Below are 20218 nucleotides of genomic sequence, written 5' to 3' on the forward strand. Positions count from 1 at the left end.
TACAATGAAAAAAAAATACACGCCCACAGACAGACTCATTACCAGAATTACAGGATGGATAGCTACTTTTATAGTCGCAGGACTTGCCATATGGGGCATTATCAGCCTTTTTAGCTTTTACAAATATGAACAAACCAATGATGCACAGGTTCAGGAGTATGTAAATCCTGTTATTTCAAGAGCCGGGGGATTCATTGTTGATGTTAAATTTGAGGAGAACCAGGAAGTCAAAAAAGGCGATACTCTTCTGGTCATCGATAACCGTGAATATAAATTACAGCAGGAGCAGACACAGGCTGCAATCCAAAAAGCCCGCGCAGAGCTAAGGGTGCTGGAAAGCAATACCCACACAACTGAAAAAGAAGCGGCTTCTGCCTTAGCACAGGTTGAAGCCAGTAAAGCCAAGGTCTGGAAACAGGAGCTTGACTATAAGCGATACCAGGATCTTTACAATGAAGAATCTGCAACAAGACAACGCCTTGAAGATATCAAAGCCGGATTGGACGTCAATAAAAGCGATTATAAATCTTCGCAGGATAACTATGCGGCTTCCCGATCTAAAATTAATGATATCCAGGCTGAAAAAACAGTGGTACGGGCAGAAATTGCAAAATTGGAAGCGCTGCTGGACCGTCATAAACTTGACGTAAGCTACACGGTAATTACGGCTCCTTATGACGGAAGAATGGGAAGAAGAACCGTAGAAGCTGGGCAAATGATTGATGCCGGAGAAACGCTTGCTTTCATCGTGAATAATGAAACAGATAAATGGGTGGTTGCCAATTATAAAGAGACACAGATCAGGGATATGCATATCGGGGATCATGTAAAGATTGTAGCGGATTCCTATCCCGATCAGGAATTTCAGGGGACGATCATTTCCCTGTCTCCGGCTACAGGTTCCAGCTTTTCCCTGCTGCCTCCGGATAATTCTACAGGGAATTATGTGAAAATTGTACAGCGTATTCCGGTAAGGATCAGAATAGATGGAAAGAGAAAAGATATAGAGGTTCTTAAAGTGGGAATGAATGTGAATGTATATGCCCAGAAAAAACGTTTCAATGGTTAGAAAAGTTCCGTTTTTTAAAAGCTGGATCCCCGAATGGCTCATTAAGATCATTCTTTTCCTGATGACCCTTCCCGGAATCACCATATTTTTTCTTCCTTTGGCGAATGTCAATGCAGCAGCAGGATATTACGGCTGTGAGCCGGCTGATATTCAGTTTTCTGTAGCTTTGTTTTATGCCGGATATGTCGGATTTTATAGCCTGGAAAGAAGGTTTTTCAGCTTTCTTGCCGCCAAAGAATACTTTCTCTTATTCATGACGCTGCAGATCACAGCATGCCTGATATGTTATTGTACGAAGGAAATTTATGCTCTCTTTCCTGTACGTTTTCTCCAGGGAATGCTGTTTGCCTGTAATGTCAACCTGTCATTAACTTTAATTTTTACAAGGCTGAGCAGTGAAAGAGCTCGGGAGATCAGCTTTTCCGTATTTTTCGGAATTCTCATCTGCGCCTTGCCATTCAATAACCTGATTACGGCAAACCTCATCGATTCCTATAATTTTAATATCATCTACAAGGGAGCGATATTTTTATATGTACCGGGATTTATTTTTCTGGCTGCTGCCATGAGACATTACCGGATCAGTGCAAGATTTCCTTTATACAAACTGGATTGGGAAAGCTTTGCCCTCTACAGTGCGATGCTGGTGCTTATCGGCTATATCATGATTTTCGGACAGGAATATTACTGGCTGGAAGATAAACGCATTTTAGGAAGTGTAATAGCCATTGCGGTTCTGTCGGTTTTATCTATATTTCGTCAGAAAGCCATGAAAAGGCCTTATATTGATCTGCGTGTTTTCAGATACCGTAATTTTAAAGTAGGGCTCGTCATTCTTTTTGTCATGTACATCTGTCGTTTTGCATCGGGAATTACTAATAATTACTTTATTTCCGCACTTCATTTTGACCCGTTTTATCTTTCCTATATCAATATTTTTAATATTCTGGGATTGGTTGCAGGAGTAATCATTGCGTGCTGTATGGTCCTTCAGAAGAAGAACATACGGTATATCTGGGGACCGGGTTTCCTGCTGCTCCTGGTATTTCATGCGGTGATGTATTTTTCATTTGATGTGCAGGCGGATGAGTTCAACTATTATATTCCGCTGTTTATCCAAGGGTTAGGAGTAGGGTTGATTATGGTGCCTACCATTATTTTCATTATTTCTTCAGTTCCTGCATCCATCGGGCCTTCTGCGGCTGCAACAGCGCTTGCCATCAGATATCTGGGATTTTGTGTAAGCATTGCCCTGATCAATTTTTTTGAACTTTTTGAAAAAAGCAGGCATTATAATGCTTTTCAGGACCATCTCAGCGAAATAGATCCTGCCGTTAGGAACTTTATTCACAGCCAGACGGCAAAACTCAGCAGCAAAGGAATGCCTGAAGATTATGCGTTGAAAGGAGCGGATAAGCTTTTAGCTGCAAGGATGAATGTACAGAGCCAGGTTCGCTTTGCCATGGATTATTATGAAATGATGGTCTGGATTCTTTTCGTATCCCTGCTATTGATTCTTCTTTTTCCTTATCTGAACCGTACAGCACTGTATCTGAAATCAAGACGCCTGTCGCCGGCATAAGTTATTACTCTTTCTTTTAAATAAATAATAATGAATAAAATAATCAGAATTTTCTCTCTTATTTCACTGGTATTTCTTCTTTTTTCCTGTGGAAATGATGACCGGACTTTTCAGCTAAAAACGGTGAAACTTACGGAATATGCACGACGTGAATCACTTCCGGAGCAGAACCTCTACATCAAGGTTTTCAAAGATGAAATTCCTACCAGTATTGCCCAGACGGAAACCTATCCAAATAGTCTTCCGCTTCCGGTTGTTCTTAAAGTCCATCCGTCACCGGAGATGAACTTATATGCAGAGTCTTATCATATCGAGCTTTGGGGTGACGTTACCGGATATATCGGAAACTGCTCCGTCAATATGGACAATTATAAGATTGTTTTCCCGATAGATATGGAAGTTAAAAGCGAAAACCTGGAAGTCTCTTTACAGGGAAGCTGGAGGTAATTTTAAAATTGGGAAAACGAAAGAGATTAGGTCAGTGTATGAAGGGGAGTAAATTGTACAGAAAAAGATTGTTCGTATATTTAAGCGTAAATTTTGATTATGAGATTGACTGTATTTTTTATCATGATAGGCAGTGCTCTGTCCAATGCCAGTGCACAGGATCTTATTCCCTATAATAAAAATGAGAAATTTGGATTGTGTGACATTCATGGAAAAATAAAACTGGAACCTCAATATAATGATATTTCCTTTTTTAAGCCTAAACTGAATGGATATTCCATAGAAAAAGATGGAAAATTCGGGCTTATGAATCAGGCATTACAAACGGTGATTTCTCCTCTGGCTGATCAACCTATATTCGGCAGCGGGGAGCATCTGATTGCAAAAAGCGGGAATGAACTGATCTACTATGATAAAAACTACAAAGAGACACAAAGACGGCAGTTAAATACTTCCGCAAAAGAAAGCGGGTTGGTATATCCAGCCGATTATCCTCAGCAGTCTGGCTATAGCAGGGAAGAGGTTCTGAAAATGTTTAAGGAAAAATTCGGAAATAAATACAAAGCTGTAGAACTCAACGTCGTTTCTGCCAATAACACTTATTTTCACATTGAATCCTTTTCAGAAGGAAAGAGAAAAAGTGAAGGACTGTTTCTTCCCAAAACAAAAACATTCATGCTTAATGATGGGCAGATTAGTTACCAGTCTGCGGTCTGGATACCTTCCAAAAAGTGCTATTATATAAAAATAAAACAGGGCAACGATAAAGGAGTAATTACGCATGATGGAAAAACTGTTTTCGAATCCAAACAATACTCATATCTGGCAGTAATGCCGAATTATATTGCTTATACAGAACCGGGAACCACTACCGGAACAATCGCTTTTTATTATATGATCAGCTCCGGAAAATCTATTGAAAATGAATTTTCAAGTTTCAGATATTCCACAACTGTCTCAGATCAAGGAAAAGAATTTGAAGTCTTTTCAGCCGTCGTAGAAAATCCTGATCTGCATAAAAGCGCACAGGTCTTCATTGGAGAAAATGGAATGAAATACTATGACCTTGATTTTGTAAAGTAGTGTGTGATCTCCGGAATTTTCCCTAAGATTAAAAGCTGCGATTTTTATTAGCTATCCAATAAAAGATCTGTGTTGTCTGTAAAATGATTCCGTAAATTGAAAACATAAAATCAAACACCATGAACAAGATATTCCAATTCAACTGCTGTCTTACCAACGGCATGAATTATTTTATTGCAGCAGATCCGTATGCTTTGTTAGCGTTCAAAAAACGGAATCATCTTTCGGATAACCTGCTGACCGAGTTTACGACGAATGAGAGCGGTGACAATGTGGTCCGTGAAGGTATTATGATAGCGCTGGAAGGCTGCGAGATTGTACCACACACCATTTATCTCAATTTGGATGAAACATACAAGGTGTTGGAAGAAGAACAAAACGATTTCCAGTTTAGGGAAAGCGATTATCCCTTAAAAATTGAAAATGGTGTTTTTTGTGCCTTTGCCATAGGATATTTACAGAACTTTACTGAAGAGACCGTTGAGAGACTCTTAGCGCTTCATCGAAATAATGGATATGCCATTGCGGACATAGAAAATGGATGGTATTCGGTTGAGATTTTGGCAGGACTTACACAGCAGAATTTTGAAAAATCTGCCTATCACTGGGGCGAAATAATGGACGATATGGAGCCTACTTTTGAATTTTGCCTGAAAAAAACCGATGCAGCTCCGCAACTGACGGCAAAACTCAACCGGAATTATGCTATAGAAATTAATAAAGAAATGTATAAGGAACGGAGAGTTTTTAAAGAACAGTAAAAAATCATAGCTATACCAATCAGATATTTATGAAAAAGCCTTTAACCGTGTTCCAAAAGATACTGCTCAGCCTTATCACCATAATGCTGCTTATTATGTTTAGTGATTTGCTGCTGCAATATTTTTTTGACATCAGTCTCTCCTGTGGGGAACTCATTATCCCTTAGCGGTTGTGGGATTGATCAGCTTATATGTTTTCTTTCCGAGGAAAAAACTGTTTGTACTGGTACTCTTATACCTCATTACCGGCTTTGTGCTTATCTTTTATAATATCACGAAAGAAGGTATTGTCAGTAGTCGAAGGGCGATAAGCGATAGTAAATACAGCATCGAAGTCAGCCGGCATGGCTATTCTATCATCAGATATTATGATTTTGCGGAAAAAATAGTAGCAACGAAACAATCAGATGCTTTTTTCGACCCAAATTCAAAAACAGCAATAGATCCCGGTTATCAGGTAAAAATACTGAAAGAAACCCCGGACAGTCTTTATATTGAAATCAATTCTCAGCTTCATAAGCTTGATCATTTGAAAAAAAGAAGGCTTTGGGAGAAAGACTGAAACATTTTTAAAATACAGATTCGTTTCGCTTATCTTTGAAATACAGTATTTTATCTGAATTTGATTTTTTGATACCACCAGGTATTTGTATTTTTTAAGAAAATAATTTGATAAAATATTTGCATATACCGTTTAAATACTTACTTTTGTACCGCTTCAAAGCTGGGGGATTGGCGCAGTTGGCTAGCGCGTTTGACTGGCAGTCAAAAGGTCACGGGTTCGAATCCCGTATTCTCCACGTAAAAGGGTTGTAATTTAATTGATTACAGCCCTTTTTGTTTTTTTGACGATTGATGATGTGCAAAACTGATTAGAGATCAGTTGGGGGAGAATACTTTTTTATTAATCGCTATGGTAGACAAAAATGAATAATAGCAAAGCGTTTTTAGGATAAACAAAGGTGCTTCGCTTATTTTTGAAATACAAGGTTGTAGATAATTTACATTTTTGAAAATATCAGATAATACTGTTGAGTTTTTATTAAGGACAAAATGGGGTATACTGCGGCAGATTAATCGACTTAGGAAGCAGGAGCGTTAAAAAAATTGAGATTGAATCCGTTAAAAAATTTCCACTGTCTGAGCATGGCTCGTATTTAGACCCGAAGAAGCACCATCTGAACCATGCGAGTTTGGAAATTTTAGGAGTCAATATCAATTTTTAGCGGATGATTCCAGTCTTGAATTTTGTATACTTTTTTTCAAGAAAAAGTATAATAAAAAAATAATTACCACCTTCTACTGATTCTGATTTCTCTATGTTTCGCAAATGGTCCAGAAAATCCGGTTCTATAAAGCCCGTAGTTCTGCAATAATTTGCAAGCCTTCTTTTTAAGAGGGCTTTTGTTATATTTGATAGAAATAACCATTTATGAGTCAAAATAGACCAGCAATAAAATCATCTATTAAAAGAGAAGTTCGCCAACGATGTGGTTTTGGTTGTGTAATTTGTGGTAATCCAATATATCAATATGATCATTTATTAGGCTGGGCAAAAGTCAGACGTCATAAAGCTGAAGAAATAACTTTACTTTGTAGTGAACATCATTCAGAAAAAACATCAAAGAGGCTTCCAGATTTCATTGTTGAAGAATTTAATAAGAATCCATACAATTTAAGATCAGGCATTACAAAACCTAAAACTTTATACTATTTTGGAGATAGTGCAAATGTAGTATTTGGTTCTATGAGATTTTCAATGACTAAAAATGATCTGTATGATTATCTAATCCCGTTTACAATAGATCATGCTTCGCCAATAAAAATAATATTTAAAGATCAAATGTATTTATTAAATATTGAATTACAAGATCCGTTTGGTAAATTGATACTCAAAATCGTAAATAACGAATTGGTTATGAACATTGGTTTGTGGGATATTCAATATGTAGGACAAAGAATAACCATAAGAGAAAGTTTTTACAAAATTTTTATAGAAATTAGATTCGAAACACCAAATACAATAAATTTTATAAGAGGTAAAATATTCATAAAAGGAAAGATTATTACTATTCATCGTGAAAATGGGCTTAAGTTACCTTGTGGTGGTGGATTTAGTAATTTTACAATAAAGGCTCCCAATGGATTTATTATGTAAATTTCATTAAGGAGATTAGTGTAAAATTTATTTAAATGCCAACCTATTCTTATTAAACAGATCGTTATTAATAATTTCAAAACCCGGCGATCAACTCAGATTGCAAAAAAATCCAAACCACTCCTTATATCACTTCATCAAATCAATGCAGTTGATTCTCTCCTTTGTCATCTAAAATCACCAATGTCAACAATCAAACTTAACATTAAATTATAAAACCATCAAAAAACACCCTCTTCATATAAAATCTCCTTCATCAGCTTCCATTTGAAAAATAATTGTATTTTAGCCAAAATATGCTGCTTATTCATAAAAATATAAACGGCTGATTAAAATTCAGATAATCTGAATGAAAAATTTAGTAGATTTGCACGACATTAAACAATAATAAACATATTAATTCTGTTCTCTGTTTATGAACAATAAATAAGAAAACAATCCAATTTGATTAGGGTATAAAACTATTAGAACTATGAAGAAACTTTTTTTACTTCTTTTGACAGCTTTTTTATTTATCGGATGTAGCTCTGATGATGACACTATTTACGATTTTATCGGAACATGGTCAGGGAAATACGATGGCAATGATAAAGGAACCTGGAACTTTGTGGTAGCAAGTGACGGTAAAGTATCCGGAACCATGCATTCTGAAGTAAATAATGAAAACTATACTATTTCAGGTCATTTAACAGATACCGGAGATTTAACCACTGTAGTGGGTCTTCCTTCAGACGGAGAGTTCAGAGGAGCACTCACAAGAGAAGGTAGTGGAAACGGAAGCTGGTCAAACTCAGTTCCTACTCCAACAAGAACCGGAACCTGGTCAGGAAATAAAAATAAACAATAAAAAAAAGTCTGCAGATCAACCTGCAGACTTTTTTATTTCTTCAATCAAACGACAAAGTCCCGAAGGGACACTTCAAACCAGGACAGGAAAAATTCCTGTCCCCACATTGAAATTCTAAATCTCAACTCAACCTCAAATTTAAAATCTACACAAATCCCATTCGGGAAATGTCCCCATCTTTATTTTTGATAATAAGGAAATAGAGTAGGAGGCCCTCATCCGGAAAATGATTTTTAAAATTAATTTTCCCTTCTTTAGTGTAAACACGAGATTCTTCAATATATTCAACGGTGTATTTCTCAAAATCCGGCTTTATAGTAATGAATGCTATTTCGTGAATGTCATCATTTTTAGGCGTATAAAGTATAGTATGTTGAAGCTCCGTGGAAATCCTGGTTTCTGTGGAAATAATCTCTTTATTTCCAAATTTGAATGCCTTTAACAGTTCTATCCCTTTTTCCGTCATAAGGCCTTTTTCTACGCTTCTTTTTCCTCTTTCTGAAACCATGTCCAGATCTTTTATATCCGTCATCAGCTTTGCGAAACTCTGATAAAGCAGAGGATCACCTGCTTCCTTAATATATCCGTCAATACAGCTCCGGATAAGCTTTCCCGCTTTAGAACAATGCCCAAATTCAGAGCTGTTCTGTCGTACTTTCTCGTATGAAGGACTCTTTTTAAAAGCTTTTTTATTGAATCCGCTTTTCTTACGGACCACATTTTTCCCGTTCAGGCTGTAAAAAACCAGATCGCCCACGGTTCCTGTGATCTTTATTAAACTTTCATACGTTGCCATACTGTAAAATTGGACTCAAATATAGGAATAAATATACAGAATTAAAATTTTAACATATATTTATACTATAGTTGTAGTATAGTTATTATATAATTAAAAGATAAAAATGTATATTTGTGCATGTTTAGTTACTTCATTTAAAATCAGATGACTATGGTACCGGGATTATTTGAAAACTTAAGATTAAAGAAGCTTTCCGTATTACTGATTGCTTCTGCTGTAGCCGTTTCGTGTGGAGCTTCAAAAACGGCTTCATCAAAGAAAAATACAGGTTCAAAAACCGTAACAAGAACGGAGAACCTCAGAAAGCTTGATTCAAAATTTGACGGAAAAGTATCCAGATCCATCAGTGATATCCTGAAAGATGCAGAAAAATATATCGGAACTCCGTATAAATTCGGAGGAAATACCTCTTCCGGTTTCGACTGTTCCGGATTTACCGTAAAAGTGTTTGAGGAAAATGACTTCTCACTTCCCCGAAGATCTACTGATCAGGCTGAGGCCGGAAAAAAAATAGACATTAATGAGGTAAAACCGGGGGACCTTCTCTTCTTTGCAACGGCAGGCGGAAGCAGGGTTTCCCATGTGGGTATTGTTCATGATATCGGAGCCGATGGAGAAGTGAAATTTATTCACGCTTCCACATCAAAAGGAGTTATTATTTCGTCATTAAACGAAAAATACTGGAACAAAGCCTATCTACACGCCCAAAGAATTCTTTAATAACAAAAGCCGTCTGAATGGAGAACCGAAGCTTTGCTTTTATCAAAACAGACAAAAAACTGGTCAAACTTTTTTATAAAGACATTACGGTTATAAAAGGTCTGGGGAATTATGTAGAAATCAATACCACAGACGATAAAAGGCATATCTACTATAAAACCCTTAAGGATCTTATTGAAAGCCTTCCCGATGAATTTATGCGGGTTCATCATTCATACATTGTTAATTTAAGCAATATTGAATATTTTGAGGATAATCAGCTCGTATGCCGGGGACAGAAAATTACAGTTGCCAAAAGCTACAAAGAATGTCTTATCACAGCGCTTCATACCATGCTGCTGTAAATATTGTACATAAAATAAATGTCATTCTGCATAAAATAAATACCCAACTGCATAATAAAATTTCGAGATCCTGTTTTCCATAATAGATTTGTGAAAATTTTAAAAATGAGCAAGAACAAAAACACAGCATTGCACTATATCAATACTCATAACATTACAGGGATAAAAGCAGGAAAAGAAAGAGAAACATTTCTGGAGATCTGGATGGTTGTGGTTAACGAACGGATTTTTGCACGATCATGGGGCCTGGCAGAAAAAAGCTGGTACAATACTTTTCTAAAAGAACCTGAAGGACAGATTAGATGCGGAGATGAAATATTTAACATTAAAGCCGCTGTTCCTGATGATATAACAGATCTGACTTCCGAAATCACTGAGGCTTATTTAACAAAATATAATACAGGCTCAAATATTGAATATTCCAGAGGAATTATCCGGGAAGAGCATATTAGCCGTACTATGGAGTTTGAAATCTACGGTTAGATCCTCTACATCTCATTTGTATACTAAAACAATCTTTTGTACTTTTAACACCTGAAAACTGAGACGTTTTCCAGAGATAATTTATATTAAAAATCAAACAAGAAACATGTCGTTACAACAAACAATTGAAAACATTTGGGATAATAGAGATTTATTACAGAATGAAGACAGCCAGAAGGTGATAAGAGAGGTTATTTCTTTATTGGATACCGGTGAACTTCGTGTTGCTGAACCTGTAGAAAACGGATGGCAGGTGAATGAGTGGGTGAAAAAAGCTGTAGTAATGTATTTCCCGATTCAGAAAATGGAAACCATTGAAGTAGGCCCGTTTGAATTTCATGACAAAATTCCTTTGAAGAAAAATTATGCTGAAAAAGGAGTGAGAGTTGTACCACATGCAATCGCCAGACAAGGTTCTTTCGTTGCTTCAGGAGTAATTATGATGCCTTCTTACGTAAATATCGGGGCGTACGTAGACTCAGGAACGATGGTAGATACCTGGGCAACTGTTGGAAGCTGTGCCCAGATCGGGAAAAATGTACACTTAAGTGGTGGAGTTGGAATTGGAGGAGTATTGGAACCACTTCAGGCTGCTCCGGTAATCATTGAAGACGACTGTTTCATTGGCTCAAGATGTATCGTTGTAGAAGGAGTTCACGTAGAAAGAGAAGCTGTATTGGGTGCAAACGTAGTATTAACCGCTTCTACAAAAATTATCGATGTAACCGGAAGTGAGCCGGTAGAAATCAAAGGAAGAGTTCCTGCCCGTTCAGTAGTAATTCCTGGAAGCTATACCAAACAATATCCGGCTGGAGAATATCAGGTTCCATGTGCTTTGATCATCGGACAGAGAAAAGAATCTACAGATAAAAAGACCTCTCTTAACGATGCTTTGAGAGAAAATAATGTAGCCGTATAAACTGTATTTCTTTAATTTTTTAAAGATTTACTCTTAAAACTCATATTAAAACCCTGAATATACATTTAGGGTTTATTTTATTGATACCTTTGAAAGGTTAAAAAAGCTTATTGAAAAACATGAACATGAAAATTGCCTTCGATGCAAAACGTTTTTTTCATAATACGTCCGGATTGGGCAATTATTCACGGGACCTGGTAAGGATCCTGTCTCAGTATTATCCAGAAAATGAATACCTCCTGTTGAATAAAAACACTTCAGAACGGGGTAAGGATATTCTGGAAAGACCTGATGTCCGTTTTGTGGAAACCTCAAAAGGAAAGTTCTCCCGCCAGTTTAAAATGGGAAAAGATGCCCAGAAGCAGGATGCTGATATTTTTCACGGACTTTCCGGTGAACTGCCCTTGAAATGGGATAAAAAACCGATCAGAAAAGTCGTGACCATTCATGATCTGATCTTCATGAGATATCCTCAGTATTATTCCTTTTTTGACAGAAAAATCCACCTTTGGAAATTTAAAAAAGCCGCTGAAACGGCAGATAAAATCATAGCCATCTCAGAACAGACCAAAAGAGATATCATCCATTACCTGAAAGTTCCGGAAACAAAAATTGAAGTGATCTATCAGGGCTGTCATAAAGCATTCAAAGAACAGCAGACCGATGAGCAGATTCTTGCTGTAAAGGAAAAATTCGGGCTTCCGCAGCATTTTATTCTGAATGTAGGAACCATAGAAGACCGGAAAAACCTTCTGAGCATCGTTAAAGCCATTCAGGGAAAAGAAATACCGCTTGTAGTAGTCGGAAGAAAAACCCAATACTATAAAAAAGTAGCTGATTTCATCCGGAAAAATAAAATGGAAAAACAGATTTATTTCCTCGAAGGAGTTTCAATGGATGAACTGGCTGTCATTTATAAACTGGCTGATATTTTTGTCTATCCAAGTTTCTTTGAAGGCTTCGGAATCCCGGTTATAGAAGCGCTTTTCTCGAAAACTGTTACCATCACAAGTAATACAAGCTGCCTTCCCGAAGCTGGTGGAAAAGATTCGGTTTATGTAGATCCCGGAAACTATCTGGACCTTAAAGCCAAAATACAATTTCTCTGGGATAATGAGTCCGAAAGAAAACGCCGTGCAGAAAAGAGTTTTGAGTTTGTGCAGAAATTTAATGACGAACCGATTGCCACTCAGCTGATGGATCTTTATAAAAAATTAATGTAAAAAAACTTTGAAGTTTAAAAATAAATCCTACATTTGTACCACAATTCAAAATAATGAAACCGAATTTTTTAACAGTACATCATTACTACTATCATCTCTGCAAAGACGGAATTGATTAGTATATACCTACGTTAAAAATCAAAATAATTAAAAACCGTCTGAGTAAATAGACGGTTTTTTTGTTTCCTGAATTCTTCTTCTCAGAAACTTCCAACAGATCAGTTCTCATTTACTCAGATTCAAAAAAGAATACAATGAGTAAATTAAAAATTGCAGTTCAGAAAAGCGGCCGGCTGTATGAAGAGTCCTTACGGCTTCTCAAAGATTGCGGAATTTTTGTGAACAATGGGAAAGATCAGCTTAAAGTATCCATAGACAATTTTCCGATGGAAATCCTCTATCTCAGAAATTCCGATATTCCGCAATATCTGGAAGACGGAGTGGTGGATATTGCCATTGTAGGAGAAAACCTTTTAGCTGAAAAGCAGAAAAATATCCGGATTGTTCAACAACTCGGGTTTTCCAAATGCCGGGTTTCTCTTGCTGTTCCGAAAGACATTGAAACCGATGATCTTTCCTATTTCCAGGGTAAAAAAATTGCAACATCTTATCCAAATACCCTTAACAGTTTTCTGACTGAAAAGGGAATCAATTCAGAGATTCACATCATTTCAGGATCAGTGGAAATAGCTCCTAACATAGGCCTTGCAGACGGGATCTGTGATATTGTAAGTTCCGGAAGCACACTTTTTAAAAATGGGTTAAGAGAAACCGTAACCCTTATGAAATCAGAAGCTGTTCTCGCAAAGACCTCAAACCTCAGTGAAGAGAAAGAAGCCGTTTTGCAAAAATTTCTGTTCAGAATTAAAGCTGTTTTAAAAGCAAAAAATTCAAAATATATCCTCATGAACGTTCCCAATGAAAAAATTCAGGACATTGCTTCTGTACTTCCGGTATTGAAAAGTCCGACTGTTATTCCGCTGGCAGAGAAAGGCTGGAGCAGCATTCATTCAGTAATTGATGAAGAAAGGTTCTGGGATGTTATTGACGAGCTGAAGGAAAACGGAGCCCAGGACATATTAATTATTCCAATCGATAAAATGGTGATATAAAGATGAAAATATACAGATATCCAGAAAAGAAAACATGGCCGGAGCTTACCAAACGCCCTGTCATTGAACGGGAAGAGATTTCCGGGCTGATTGCTGAAATATTTGAAGCTGTGGAAAAAAATGGTGACCAGGCTCTTATTAAGTTTAATAAGAAATTTGATAAAGCCGAGACACCCCAAATTGCAGTAACAGAAGCAGAAATTGAAAATGCTGCAGGACAGATCAGTGAAAATTTAAAAAAAGCAATTGGGCAGGCAAAAGAGAATATCTCAAAATTCCACACTTCACAGATACAGGAAACTGAAAAGATAGAGACCACATCCGGAGTGGTCTGCTGGAGAGAAAACAGAGCTATAGAAAAAGTCGGAATTTATATTCCGGGAGGAACTGCTCCTTTATTCTCAACCGTTCTGATGCTCGCCATACCTGCCAATATTGCAGGCTGTCAGGAAATTATTCTTTGTACACCTCCCGATCAGAATGGCTGTATCAATCCGGCTATACTGTACACCGCACAGCTTTGCGGAATTTCTAAAATTTATAAAACAGGGGGTGCACAGGCAGTGGCGGCAATGGCTTTAGGAACCGAAAGTATTCCGAAAGTCTATAAGATCTTTGGCCCCGGAAACCAGTTTGTAGTTGCAGGAAAAGAATATGTTCAGCGTTACGGGGTTGCTGTGGATATGCCGGCCGGACCAAGCGAAGTTCTGGTCATCGCAGATCATAAAGCCGTTCCTGAATTCTGTGCAGCAGATCTGCTTTCCCAGGCAGAACACGGAAGTGACAGCCAGGTGGTCTTTATCACTACCGATTTTAAAGTATTCAATGAAACGATAGAAGCTGTAGGAAAACAACTTAAGAAACTTCCGAGAAGTGAAACCGCACGCCAGGCATTACAGCACAGTTGTTTTATCCTGACAGAAAGCCTTGAAAATGCCGTTGAATTCAGCAATCTGTATGCTCCGGAACACCTTATCCTGGCTATGGAAGATTTTGAAAAGTATATTCCGATAGTAGAAAATGCAGGCTCAGTCTTCCTGGGTAACTATTCCTGCGAAAGTGCCGGAGATTATGCAAGCGGTACCAATCACACATTGCCTACCAATGCTTTTGCAAAGAATTACAGCGGTGTTTCACTTGATAGTTTTGTCAAAAAAATCACCTTCCAGCATCTGACTAAAAAAGGGCTCCAGAATATTGGAAGAACAATAGAAATTATGGCAGAGGCAGAAGGCCTTCTCGCTCACAAAAATGCAGTATCCATCAGATTAAAATAATAAAAATGAAAGATTTTAACCTCAATAATTTAGTAAGAAAAAACATTATAGCACTACAGCCTTATATCAGTTTCAGAGATCATAATGAGTTTAATGCTCCGGTTATGCTGGATGCCAATGAATGTCCGTTCGGAGAATTCAACAGATACCCGGATTCAACTCAGAAAAAGCTTAAAAATAAGCTGGCAGAAATAAAAGGGGTACAACCAGCACAGATTGCGGTAGGCAACGGAAGCGATGAACTTATCGATCTGATTGTCAAAGTATTCTGTGAACCTAAAAAAGATGCCATTCTTATGATGAATCCGTCATTTGCGATGTATGGTTTTTATGCCATGGTGAATGAGAATGAAGTCCTGAAGCTCGATCTGGATGAGAATTTTGAAATGGTAAAAGATGAGTTTTTAAAAAAGACCCGGGAAAGAGATATCAAGATTTTCTTTTTGTGTTCCCCTAATAATCCAACCGGAAACAGTGTGGAAGACATTGAGTTTTTTGTTAAAAATTTTGACGGAATTGTAGTGATTGATGAAGCTTATATTGAATTTTCCGGGAAACGGTCAGGCATAGAACTGTTGTCACAATATCCTAATCTGATTATTCTTCAGACCTTCTCAAAAGCCTGGGGAACAGCCGGTGCAAGGGTAGGTGTTGCCTATGCTTCAGAAGAGATCATCCGGTTTATCAACACCGTAAAAGCTCCTTATAACATCAATGTATTGAGCCAGGAACTGATTCTGAATCTTTTAAATGATGAAAACAGACTTAAAGAGAACGTTGAAAATACTCTTCAGGAAAGAGAGTGGCTGATCGGGGAGTTTCAGAATATTGAATGTATTGAAAAGGTTTTCCCTACCGATGCCAATTTCTTCCTGATTAAAATGAAAAATGCAGAACAGGTGTATGAAAAAATGCTTTCAGAGGAAATTTTAACCAGTAAAAGAGCTCCTGCTATTCCGGAATGCATCAGGATCAATGTGGGAAACCGTGAAGAAAATATAAAATTAATTGATACCCTGAAAAAAATCAACTCATGAAAAAAGTCCTTTTTATAGACCGTGACGGTACGCTGATCATTGAACCGCCGGAAGATTTTCAGGTCGATTCACTGGATAAGCTGGAATTCTATCCCGGTGTTTTTCAGAATCTTTCAAAAATAGCCAGAGAGCTGGATTATGAACTGGTCATGGTTACTAATCAGGACGGCTTGGGAACAGATAGCTTTCCCTATGAGAATTTTATAAAACCTCACGAAAAGATGCTGAAGGCCTTTGAAAATGAAGGGATTTTTTTCAGCGATATCCTGATTGACAGCAGTTTTGAACATGAAAATAAACCAACCCGAAAACCGGGAACGGCAATGCTTGAAAAATATAGATACGGACAGTATGATCTGGAAAATTCCTATGTAATTGGAGATAGAATTACCGATATTCAATTAGCTGAAAATATGGGGTCTAAAGCTATTTTTATAAATGAAAACTTTAATGAAGGGGCCACACTAACCACTACAAAATGGGAAGAGATCTACAGGTTTTTAAAACACGGATCAAGAAAAGCTATAGTCCGCAGAAAGACCAATGAAACAGATATAGAAATAGAAATAAACCTTGATGGAAAAGGCCGTTCAGAAATTTCAACAGGACTGCATTTTTTTGATCATATGCTGGATCAGATCGCCAGACACGGTGGTCTTGATCTGAAAATTACCACAAAAGGAGATCTGGAAATCGATGAACACCACACGATTGAAGATACGGGAATTGTCTTGGGAGAAGCATTTTTGAAAGCATTGGGTAATAAAAAAGGAATTGAACGATACGGGTTTCTGCTTCCGATGGACGACTGCCTGGCGCAGGCGGCAATAGATTTCGGAGGACGCCCGTGGCTGGTCTGGAATGCTGAATTTACAAGAGAAAAAATAGGAGACGTACCCACTGAAATGTTTTTTCATTTTTTTAAATCATTCACAGACTCCTCAAAGTCTAATCTGAACCTTAAAGCAGAAGGAAACAACGAGCACCACAAGATAGAATCCTTGTTCAAAGCATTTGCAAAAGCCCTGAAGATGGCAGTGAAACAATCTGATGATTCCTATAATTTACCCTCAACCAAAGGAAGTTTATGATCGCCATAATAAAATATAACGGAGGTAATGTAAGTTCCGTCCAAAATGCATTACTGCGATTGAATACAGATTCTGTAGTAACCGATGATCCTGAATTGATCTTGCAGGCTGATAAAGTCATTTTTCCGGGGGTAGGAGAAGCCTCTTCCACCATGAAAAACCTTCAGGAAAAAGGCCTTGATAAGCTTATTCCCACATTAAAACAGCCTGTTCTGGGAATTTGCCTTGGAATGCAGCTGATGTGCGCAGAGAATGAAGAAGGAAGAACCGAAGGAATGGGAATCTTTGATACTCAGGTTAAAAGGTTTCCGCCTGAAGATCTTGTTCCTCACATGGGCTGGAATACGGTTTCAGATCTGAAATCACCTCTTTTTTCGGGAGTTGATGAAAACACTGATGTTTATTTTGTACACAGCTATTACTGCAGCCTGTCGGAGTTTACAGTGGCAACATGCGATTATATTCTGCCGTTCAGTGCAGCGCTGCAGAAAGATAACTTTTATGCTGTTCAGTTTCACCCGGAAAAATCAGGGATTGTGGGACGCAGGATTTTAGAAAACTTTTTAAACCTTTAGAAATGAAAATTATACCAGCTATTGATATTATTGACGGAAAATGTGTACGACTGTCAAAAGGTGATTACAGCACAAAAAAAGTATACCGTGAAGATCCGGTGGAAATGGCTAAGGAATTTGAAAGTTACGGAATCCGGTTTCTTCATCTTGTTGATCTTGATGGGGCCCAATCCAAACATATCGTCAATCAGAAAGTCCTGGAAAATATAGCAAAAGAAACTTCGCTGCACATTGATTTCGGAGGCGGCTTGAAAACACAAAAAGATATAGAAACTGCTTTTGATTCGGGAGCAAAGCAGGTAACCCTTGGAAGTATCGCGGTTCAGAATCCTGAATTCAGTGTTGAAATGATTAGAAAATACGGAAGTGAAAAGATCATCTTAGGGGCAGACTGCCACCACCGGAAAATAAAGATCTCCGGCTGGCAGGAAGAAAGCAGTGATGACATTATTGATTTTCTCCTGCGGTATCAGGAACTGGGAATTCAGCAGGTCATCTGTACCGATATTGCTAAGGACGGAATGTTGGAAGGCCCGTCTGAGGAACTCTATAAAGAAATTCTGAAGAAAACTTCGGTAAGTCTTACAGCAAGCGGAGGCATTTCATGCATTGAGGATGTGTACAGGATGAAAGAGATCGGATGTTCAGGAACGATTATCGGAAAAGCGCTTTATGAAGGAAAAATAACATTCACAGAACTTCAGAAACTGATTGATAATGCTTAAAAAAAGAATAATCCCATGTCTGGATATCAAAGACGGAACCACAGTAAAAGGAATCAATTTTGAAGGGCTCCGCAATGCAGGAGATCCTGTAGAACTTGCCATAAAATACGAACAGGATGGAGCCGATGAGTTGGTTTTCCTAGATATTACGGCTACCATAGAGAAAAGGAAGACCTTTGTAAGTCTGGTAAAAGATATTGCTGAAAAACTGAGCATACCCTTTACGGTAGGAGGCGGAATTTCCTCTGTAGAAGATGTCAGAAAGCTTCTGGAGGCCGGAGCAGATAAAATCAGTGTCAATTCCTCAGCGGTAAAAGATCCACAGCTTGTTTACAGGCTGGCGAAGGAATTCGGAAGTCAGTGTGTAGTTGTAGCTATTGATACCCGGTTTTCTGCGGGTAAAGATCTGGTTTACATCAGCGGGGGGCGTGTGCCTACCAGTCTGGATACCATCAATTGGGCTAAAGAAACCGCAGCTTTGGGAGCTGGAGAGCTTCTTTTGACTTCTATGGACGGAGACGGAACAAAAGCCGGATTTGACCTGCGGATCACTCAACTGGTATCAGAAAGTGTGCAGATTCCTGTAATTGCATCCGGTGGAGCCGGAAAAGCAGAGGACTTTGCTAAGGTTTTTCAGGAAACAAAAGCCACAGGAGCGTTGGCGGCCAGTATTTTCCATTTCAATGAAGTACCCATATCAGAATTAAAACAAATATTAAAATCCCAAAAAATTGCAATACGATGAAAATTAATTTCAATAAAGGCAATGGTCTTGTACCGGTTGTCATTCAGGACAGCAGAACACTTCAGATGCTTATGCTTGGCTATATGAATGAAGAAGCATTTGAAAAAACAAAAAGAGAAGGGAAGGTTACCTTTTTCAGTCGTTCCAAAAACAGACTTTGGACGAAAGGAGAAGAATCCGGAAATTTTTTGAAAGTAGAAAGCATAAAATTAGATTGTGATCAGGATACCATTCTGATTAAAGCAGTTCCCGCAGGTCCGGTTTGCCACACCGGAAGTTTCAGCTGCTTTGGTGAAAAGAATTCAAAAGGATTCCTATATCAACTGGAAGCTAAAATCTCTGATAAAATTGATAGCCAGGAAGATGGTTCATACACCTATTCTCTTTATCAGAAGGGTATTAATAAAGTCGCTCAGAAAGTAGGAGAGGAAGCTGTAGAACTGGTCATTGAAGCCAAAGATAATAATCAGGATTTATTCAAAAACGAAGCGGCCGATCTTCTGTATCATTTTCTGATTTTACTCAAAGCTAAAGGTCATACATTGGAAGAGATTGAAGATATTCTTCAGAGCAGAGACAGATAAGTAAAGACCTTTAGTGTTTTATGGATTGTTAAAAAACAGGTATATTTACAGCTATACAATCTAAAAACTAATGCCAAAATGTATAAATTCCTTTATATAGCAACTCTTCTCCTGCTCATCAACTCTTGTGAGAAAAAGGGGAGTACTACTTTCAAAACAGAAAAAATAGGTAACGTAAGCTTTAAAATACCGTCCTCTTTTTCACTGGTGAAAGCAAAAAGTACAGACACAGAAGTTTATGATATTCTCTCAGGCCAAAAGATAGTAGGCTCCGTTTATAGAGGTACTTACTACCAGCCTTTTGTGGAGGACTATTCTCTTACTGAAGAAAAAGAAATATATGATAAAGTAAAGTCTAAGGAAACCCGGATTTATTATTCTGAGAATTTTGAAAAAGATTATAAAAATGGGATTTACAACGATAATTACTATTACTACGATACCATCAACAAAAATATAGGACAGGTTATGCTTCCTAAAAAAGAGAATAAAGGTTCAATAGGAATTTATTTTGACAGTATAGACCGTCACAAAAATAAATTTGCCATCATAAGCAGTGATCTGAGTAAGGCTAATCAAAAAACTTTTTTAGAGATTTTTAAAACAATAGAAGTGAAATAACTGAAAGGAATAAGAG

23 protein-coding genes and 1 tRNA gene are annotated in these 20218 nt (G+C 37.7%); 23 read left to right on the top strand and 1 reads right to left on the bottom strand.

All coding sequences use genetic code 11. From position 1 onward, the window contains the following. Window positions 1-4 precede the first annotated feature (4 nt). From J2Y40_RS16425 to J2Y40_RS16465, 9 genes are all read left to right on the top strand, one after another. Complete coding sequence (locus tag J2Y40_RS16425; RefSeq protein WP_310000141.1) at window positions 5-1069, top strand: HlyD family secretion protein; 1065 nt, start codon at window positions 5-7, stop codon at window positions 1067-1069. Beyond that, window positions 1062-2651, top strand: coding sequence for a beta-carotene 15,15'-monooxygenase (locus tag J2Y40_RS16430; protein WP_310000143.1), 1590 nt, complete (start codon window positions 1062-1064; stop codon window positions 2649-2651). The genes J2Y40_RS16425 and J2Y40_RS16430 overlap by 8 nt, the downstream gene beginning before the upstream one ends. A 30-nt stretch (window positions 2652-2681) precedes the next feature. Then, on the top strand, window positions 2682-3098 hold the full coding sequence (locus J2Y40_RS16435; protein WP_310000145.1) for a hypothetical protein: 417 nt from the start codon (window positions 2682-2684) through the stop codon (window positions 3096-3098). 99 nt (window positions 3099-3197) lie between these two features. After that, window positions 3198-4181 (top strand): hypothetical protein, encoded by a 984-nt coding sequence (locus tag J2Y40_RS16440; protein WP_310000147.1) that lies wholly within the window; start codon window positions 3198-3200, stop codon window positions 4179-4181. 119 nt (window positions 4182-4300) lie between these two features. Further along, window positions 4301-4942: a hypothetical protein gene (locus J2Y40_RS16445; RefSeq protein WP_153392070.1), complete on the top strand. Its 642-nt coding sequence runs from the start codon at window positions 4301-4303 to the stop codon at window positions 4940-4942. 253 nt (window positions 4943-5195) lie between these two features. Then, window positions 5196-5504 (top strand): hypothetical protein, encoded by a 309-nt coding sequence (locus J2Y40_RS16450; RefSeq protein WP_310000150.1) that lies wholly within the window; start codon window positions 5196-5198, stop codon window positions 5502-5504. A 164-nt stretch (window positions 5505-5668) separates the two neighbouring features. Beyond that, window positions 5669-5742 (top strand) — tRNA-Ala (locus tag J2Y40_RS16455). Between the two features lie 632 nt (window positions 5743-6374). Then, the gene (locus J2Y40_RS16460) at window positions 6375-7100 is read left to right on the top strand and encodes an HNH endonuclease (RefSeq protein WP_153392074.1); all 726 of its coding nucleotides are present in this window, start codon (window positions 6375-6377) and stop codon (window positions 7098-7100) included. A gap of 472 nt (window positions 7101-7572) precedes the next feature. Beyond that, a complete protein-coding gene (locus J2Y40_RS16465; protein ID WP_153392075.1) occupies window positions 7573-7947 on the top strand; it encodes a hypothetical protein in 375 nt (124 codons plus the stop codon). A gap of 145 nt (window positions 7948-8092) precedes the next feature. On the opposite strand, the gene J2Y40_RS16470 is transcribed toward J2Y40_RS16465, so the two are convergent. Further along, complete coding sequence (locus tag J2Y40_RS16470) at window positions 8093-8743, bottom strand: hypothetical protein (RefSeq protein WP_310000154.1); 651 nt, start codon at window positions 8741-8743, stop codon at window positions 8093-8095. Between the two features lie 153 nt (window positions 8744-8896). Here J2Y40_RS16470 and J2Y40_RS16475 point away from each other — a divergent pair, with 153 nt between their 5' ends. From J2Y40_RS16475 to J2Y40_RS16540, 14 genes are all read left to right on the top strand, one after another. Then, the gene (locus J2Y40_RS16475; protein ID WP_153399745.1) at window positions 8897-9466 is read left to right on the top strand and encodes a C40 family peptidase; all 570 of its coding nucleotides are present in this window, start codon (window positions 8897-8899) and stop codon (window positions 9464-9466) included. Between the two features lie 17 nt (window positions 9467-9483). Continuing rightward, window positions 9484-9810, top strand: a complete 327-nt coding sequence (locus J2Y40_RS16480; RefSeq protein WP_310000156.1) for a LytTR family DNA-binding domain-containing protein — start codon at window positions 9484-9486, stop codon at window positions 9808-9810. Between the two features lie 105 nt (window positions 9811-9915). Beyond that, window positions 9916-10293 (top strand): DUF2255 family protein, encoded by a 378-nt coding sequence (locus tag J2Y40_RS16485; protein ID WP_310000158.1) that lies wholly within the window; start codon window positions 9916-9918, stop codon window positions 10291-10293. 106 nt (window positions 10294-10399) lie between these two features. Continuing rightward, a complete protein-coding gene (locus tag J2Y40_RS16490; protein WP_310000160.1) occupies window positions 10400-11212 on the top strand; it encodes a 2,3,4,5-tetrahydropyridine-2,6-dicarboxylate N-succinyltransferase in 813 nt (270 codons plus the stop codon). 125 nt (window positions 11213-11337) lie between these two features. Continuing rightward, complete coding sequence (locus J2Y40_RS16495) at window positions 11338-12435, top strand: glycosyltransferase family 1 protein (protein ID WP_310000162.1); 1098 nt, start codon at window positions 11338-11340, stop codon at window positions 12433-12435. A gap of 254 nt (window positions 12436-12689) precedes the next feature. Continuing rightward, a complete protein-coding gene (gene hisG / locus J2Y40_RS16500; protein ID WP_153392087.1) occupies window positions 12690-13547 on the top strand; it encodes an ATP phosphoribosyltransferase in 858 nt (285 codons plus the stop codon). 2 nt (window positions 13548-13549) lie between these two features. Beyond that, window positions 13550-14824, top strand: coding sequence for a histidinol dehydrogenase (gene hisD / locus J2Y40_RS16505; RefSeq protein ID WP_310000165.1), 1275 nt, complete (start codon window positions 13550-13552; stop codon window positions 14822-14824). A 5-nt stretch (window positions 14825-14829) separates the two neighbouring features. Beyond that, complete coding sequence (gene hisC / locus J2Y40_RS16510; protein ID WP_310000167.1) at window positions 14830-15861, top strand: histidinol-phosphate transaminase; 1032 nt, start codon at window positions 14830-14832, stop codon at window positions 15859-15861. After that, window positions 15858-16952 carry a bifunctional histidinol-phosphatase/imidazoleglycerol-phosphate dehydratase HisB gene (gene hisB, locus J2Y40_RS16515; protein WP_310000170.1) on the top strand — a complete coding sequence of 365 codons (1095 nt, stop codon included), beginning with the start codon at window positions 15858-15860 and terminating at the stop codon, window positions 16950-16952. Before hisC ends, hisB begins: the two co-directional genes overlap by 4 nt. Beyond that, window positions 16949-17527: an imidazole glycerol phosphate synthase subunit HisH gene (gene hisH, locus J2Y40_RS16520; RefSeq protein ID WP_153392095.1), complete on the top strand. Its 579-nt coding sequence runs from the start codon at window positions 16949-16951 to the stop codon at window positions 17525-17527. The genes hisB and hisH overlap by 4 nt, the downstream gene beginning before the upstream one ends. 2 nt (window positions 17528-17529) lie before the next feature. Then, a complete protein-coding gene (gene hisA / locus J2Y40_RS16525) occupies window positions 17530-18252 on the top strand; it encodes a 1-(5-phosphoribosyl)-5-[(5-phosphoribosylamino)methylideneamino]imidazole-4-carboxamide isomerase (protein ID WP_153392097.1) in 723 nt (240 codons plus the stop codon). After that, window positions 18245-18997, top strand: coding sequence for an imidazole glycerol phosphate synthase subunit HisF (gene hisF, locus J2Y40_RS16530; RefSeq protein WP_153392099.1), 753 nt, complete (start codon window positions 18245-18247; stop codon window positions 18995-18997). Before hisA ends, hisF begins: the two co-directional genes overlap by 8 nt. Further along, on the top strand, window positions 18994-19581 hold the full coding sequence (gene hisIE, locus J2Y40_RS16535; protein WP_153392101.1) for a bifunctional phosphoribosyl-AMP cyclohydrolase/phosphoribosyl-ATP diphosphatase HisIE: 588 nt from the start codon (window positions 18994-18996) through the stop codon (window positions 19579-19581). Before hisF ends, hisIE begins: the two co-directional genes overlap by 4 nt. 78 nt (window positions 19582-19659) lie before the next feature. Then, entirely contained in the window at window positions 19660-20202 is a 543-nt protein-coding gene (locus tag J2Y40_RS16540; RefSeq protein ID WP_153392103.1) for a hypothetical protein, read from the top strand. Window positions 20203-20218 lie beyond the last annotated feature (16 nt).

Origin of the sequence: Chryseobacterium sp. 2987 (assembly GCF_031456375.1) — a bacterium.
GTDB lineage: Bacteria > Bacteroidota > Bacteroidia > Flavobacteriales > Weeksellaceae > Chryseobacterium > Chryseobacterium vaccae.

Excerpts from the sequence above, each read along its gene's own strand:
- J2Y40_RS16435 (WP_310000145.1), top strand. The coding sequence starts at position 2,682 with ATGAATAAAATAATCAGAATTTTCTCTCTTATTTCACTGGTATTTCTT.
- J2Y40_RS16480 (WP_310000156.1), top strand. The coding sequence starts at position 9,484 with ATGGAGAACCGAAGCTTTGCTTTTATCAAAACAGACAAAAAACTGGTC.
- J2Y40_RS16470 (WP_310000154.1), bottom strand. The coding sequence starts at position 8,743 with ATGGCAACGTATGAAAGTTTAATAAAGATCACAGGAACCGTGGGCGAT.
- hisIE (WP_153392101.1), top strand. The coding sequence starts at position 18,994 with ATGAAAATTAATTTCAATAAAGGCAATGGTCTTGTACCGGTTGTCATT.
- hisC (WP_310000167.1), top strand. The coding sequence starts at position 14,830 with ATGAAAGATTTTAACCTCAATAATTTAGTAAGAAAAAACATTATAGCA.
- J2Y40_RS16465 (WP_153392075.1), top strand. The coding sequence starts at position 7,573 with ATGAAGAAACTTTTTTTACTTCTTTTGACAGCTTTTTTATTTATCGGA.
- J2Y40_RS16460 (WP_153392074.1), top strand. The coding sequence starts at position 6,375 with ATGAGTCAAAATAGACCAGCAATAAAATCATCTATTAAAAGAGAAGTT.
- J2Y40_RS16490 (WP_310000160.1), top strand. The coding sequence starts at position 10,400 with ATGTCGTTACAACAAACAATTGAAAACATTTGGGATAATAGAGATTTA.
- J2Y40_RS16485 (WP_310000158.1), top strand. The coding sequence starts at position 9,916 with ATGAGCAAGAACAAAAACACAGCATTGCACTATATCAATACTCATAAC.
- J2Y40_RS16425 (WP_310000141.1), top strand. The coding sequence starts at position 5 with ATGAAAAAAAAATACACGCCCACAGACAGACTCATTACCAGAATTACA.
- hisA (WP_153392097.1), top strand. The coding sequence starts at position 17,530 with ATGAAAATTATACCAGCTATTGATATTATTGACGGAAAATGTGTACGA.
- J2Y40_RS16430 (WP_310000143.1), top strand. The coding sequence starts at position 1,062 with ATGGTTAGAAAAGTTCCGTTTTTTAAAAGCTGGATCCCCGAATGGCTC.
- hisG (WP_153392087.1), top strand. The coding sequence starts at position 12,690 with ATGAGTAAATTAAAAATTGCAGTTCAGAAAAGCGGCCGGCTGTATGAA.
- J2Y40_RS16540 (WP_153392103.1), top strand. The coding sequence starts at position 19,660 with ATGTATAAATTCCTTTATATAGCAACTCTTCTCCTGCTCATCAACTCT.
- J2Y40_RS16445 (WP_153392070.1), top strand. The coding sequence starts at position 4,301 with ATGAACAAGATATTCCAATTCAACTGCTGTCTTACCAACGGCATGAAT.
- hisD (WP_310000165.1), top strand. The coding sequence starts at position 13,550 with ATGAAAATATACAGATATCCAGAAAAGAAAACATGGCCGGAGCTTACC.
- hisF (WP_153392099.1), top strand. The coding sequence starts at position 18,245 with ATGCTTAAAAAAAGAATAATCCCATGTCTGGATATCAAAGACGGAACC.
- hisB (WP_310000170.1), top strand. The coding sequence starts at position 15,858 with ATGAAAAAAGTCCTTTTTATAGACCGTGACGGTACGCTGATCATTGAA.
- hisH (WP_153392095.1), top strand. The coding sequence starts at position 16,949 with ATGATCGCCATAATAAAATATAACGGAGGTAATGTAAGTTCCGTCCAA.
- J2Y40_RS16495 (WP_310000162.1), top strand. The coding sequence starts at position 11,338 with ATGAAAATTGCCTTCGATGCAAAACGTTTTTTTCATAATACGTCCGGA.
- J2Y40_RS16475 (WP_153399745.1), top strand. The coding sequence starts at position 8,897 with ATGGTACCGGGATTATTTGAAAACTTAAGATTAAAGAAGCTTTCCGTA.
- J2Y40_RS16440 (WP_310000147.1), top strand. The coding sequence starts at position 3,198 with ATGAGATTGACTGTATTTTTTATCATGATAGGCAGTGCTCTGTCCAAT.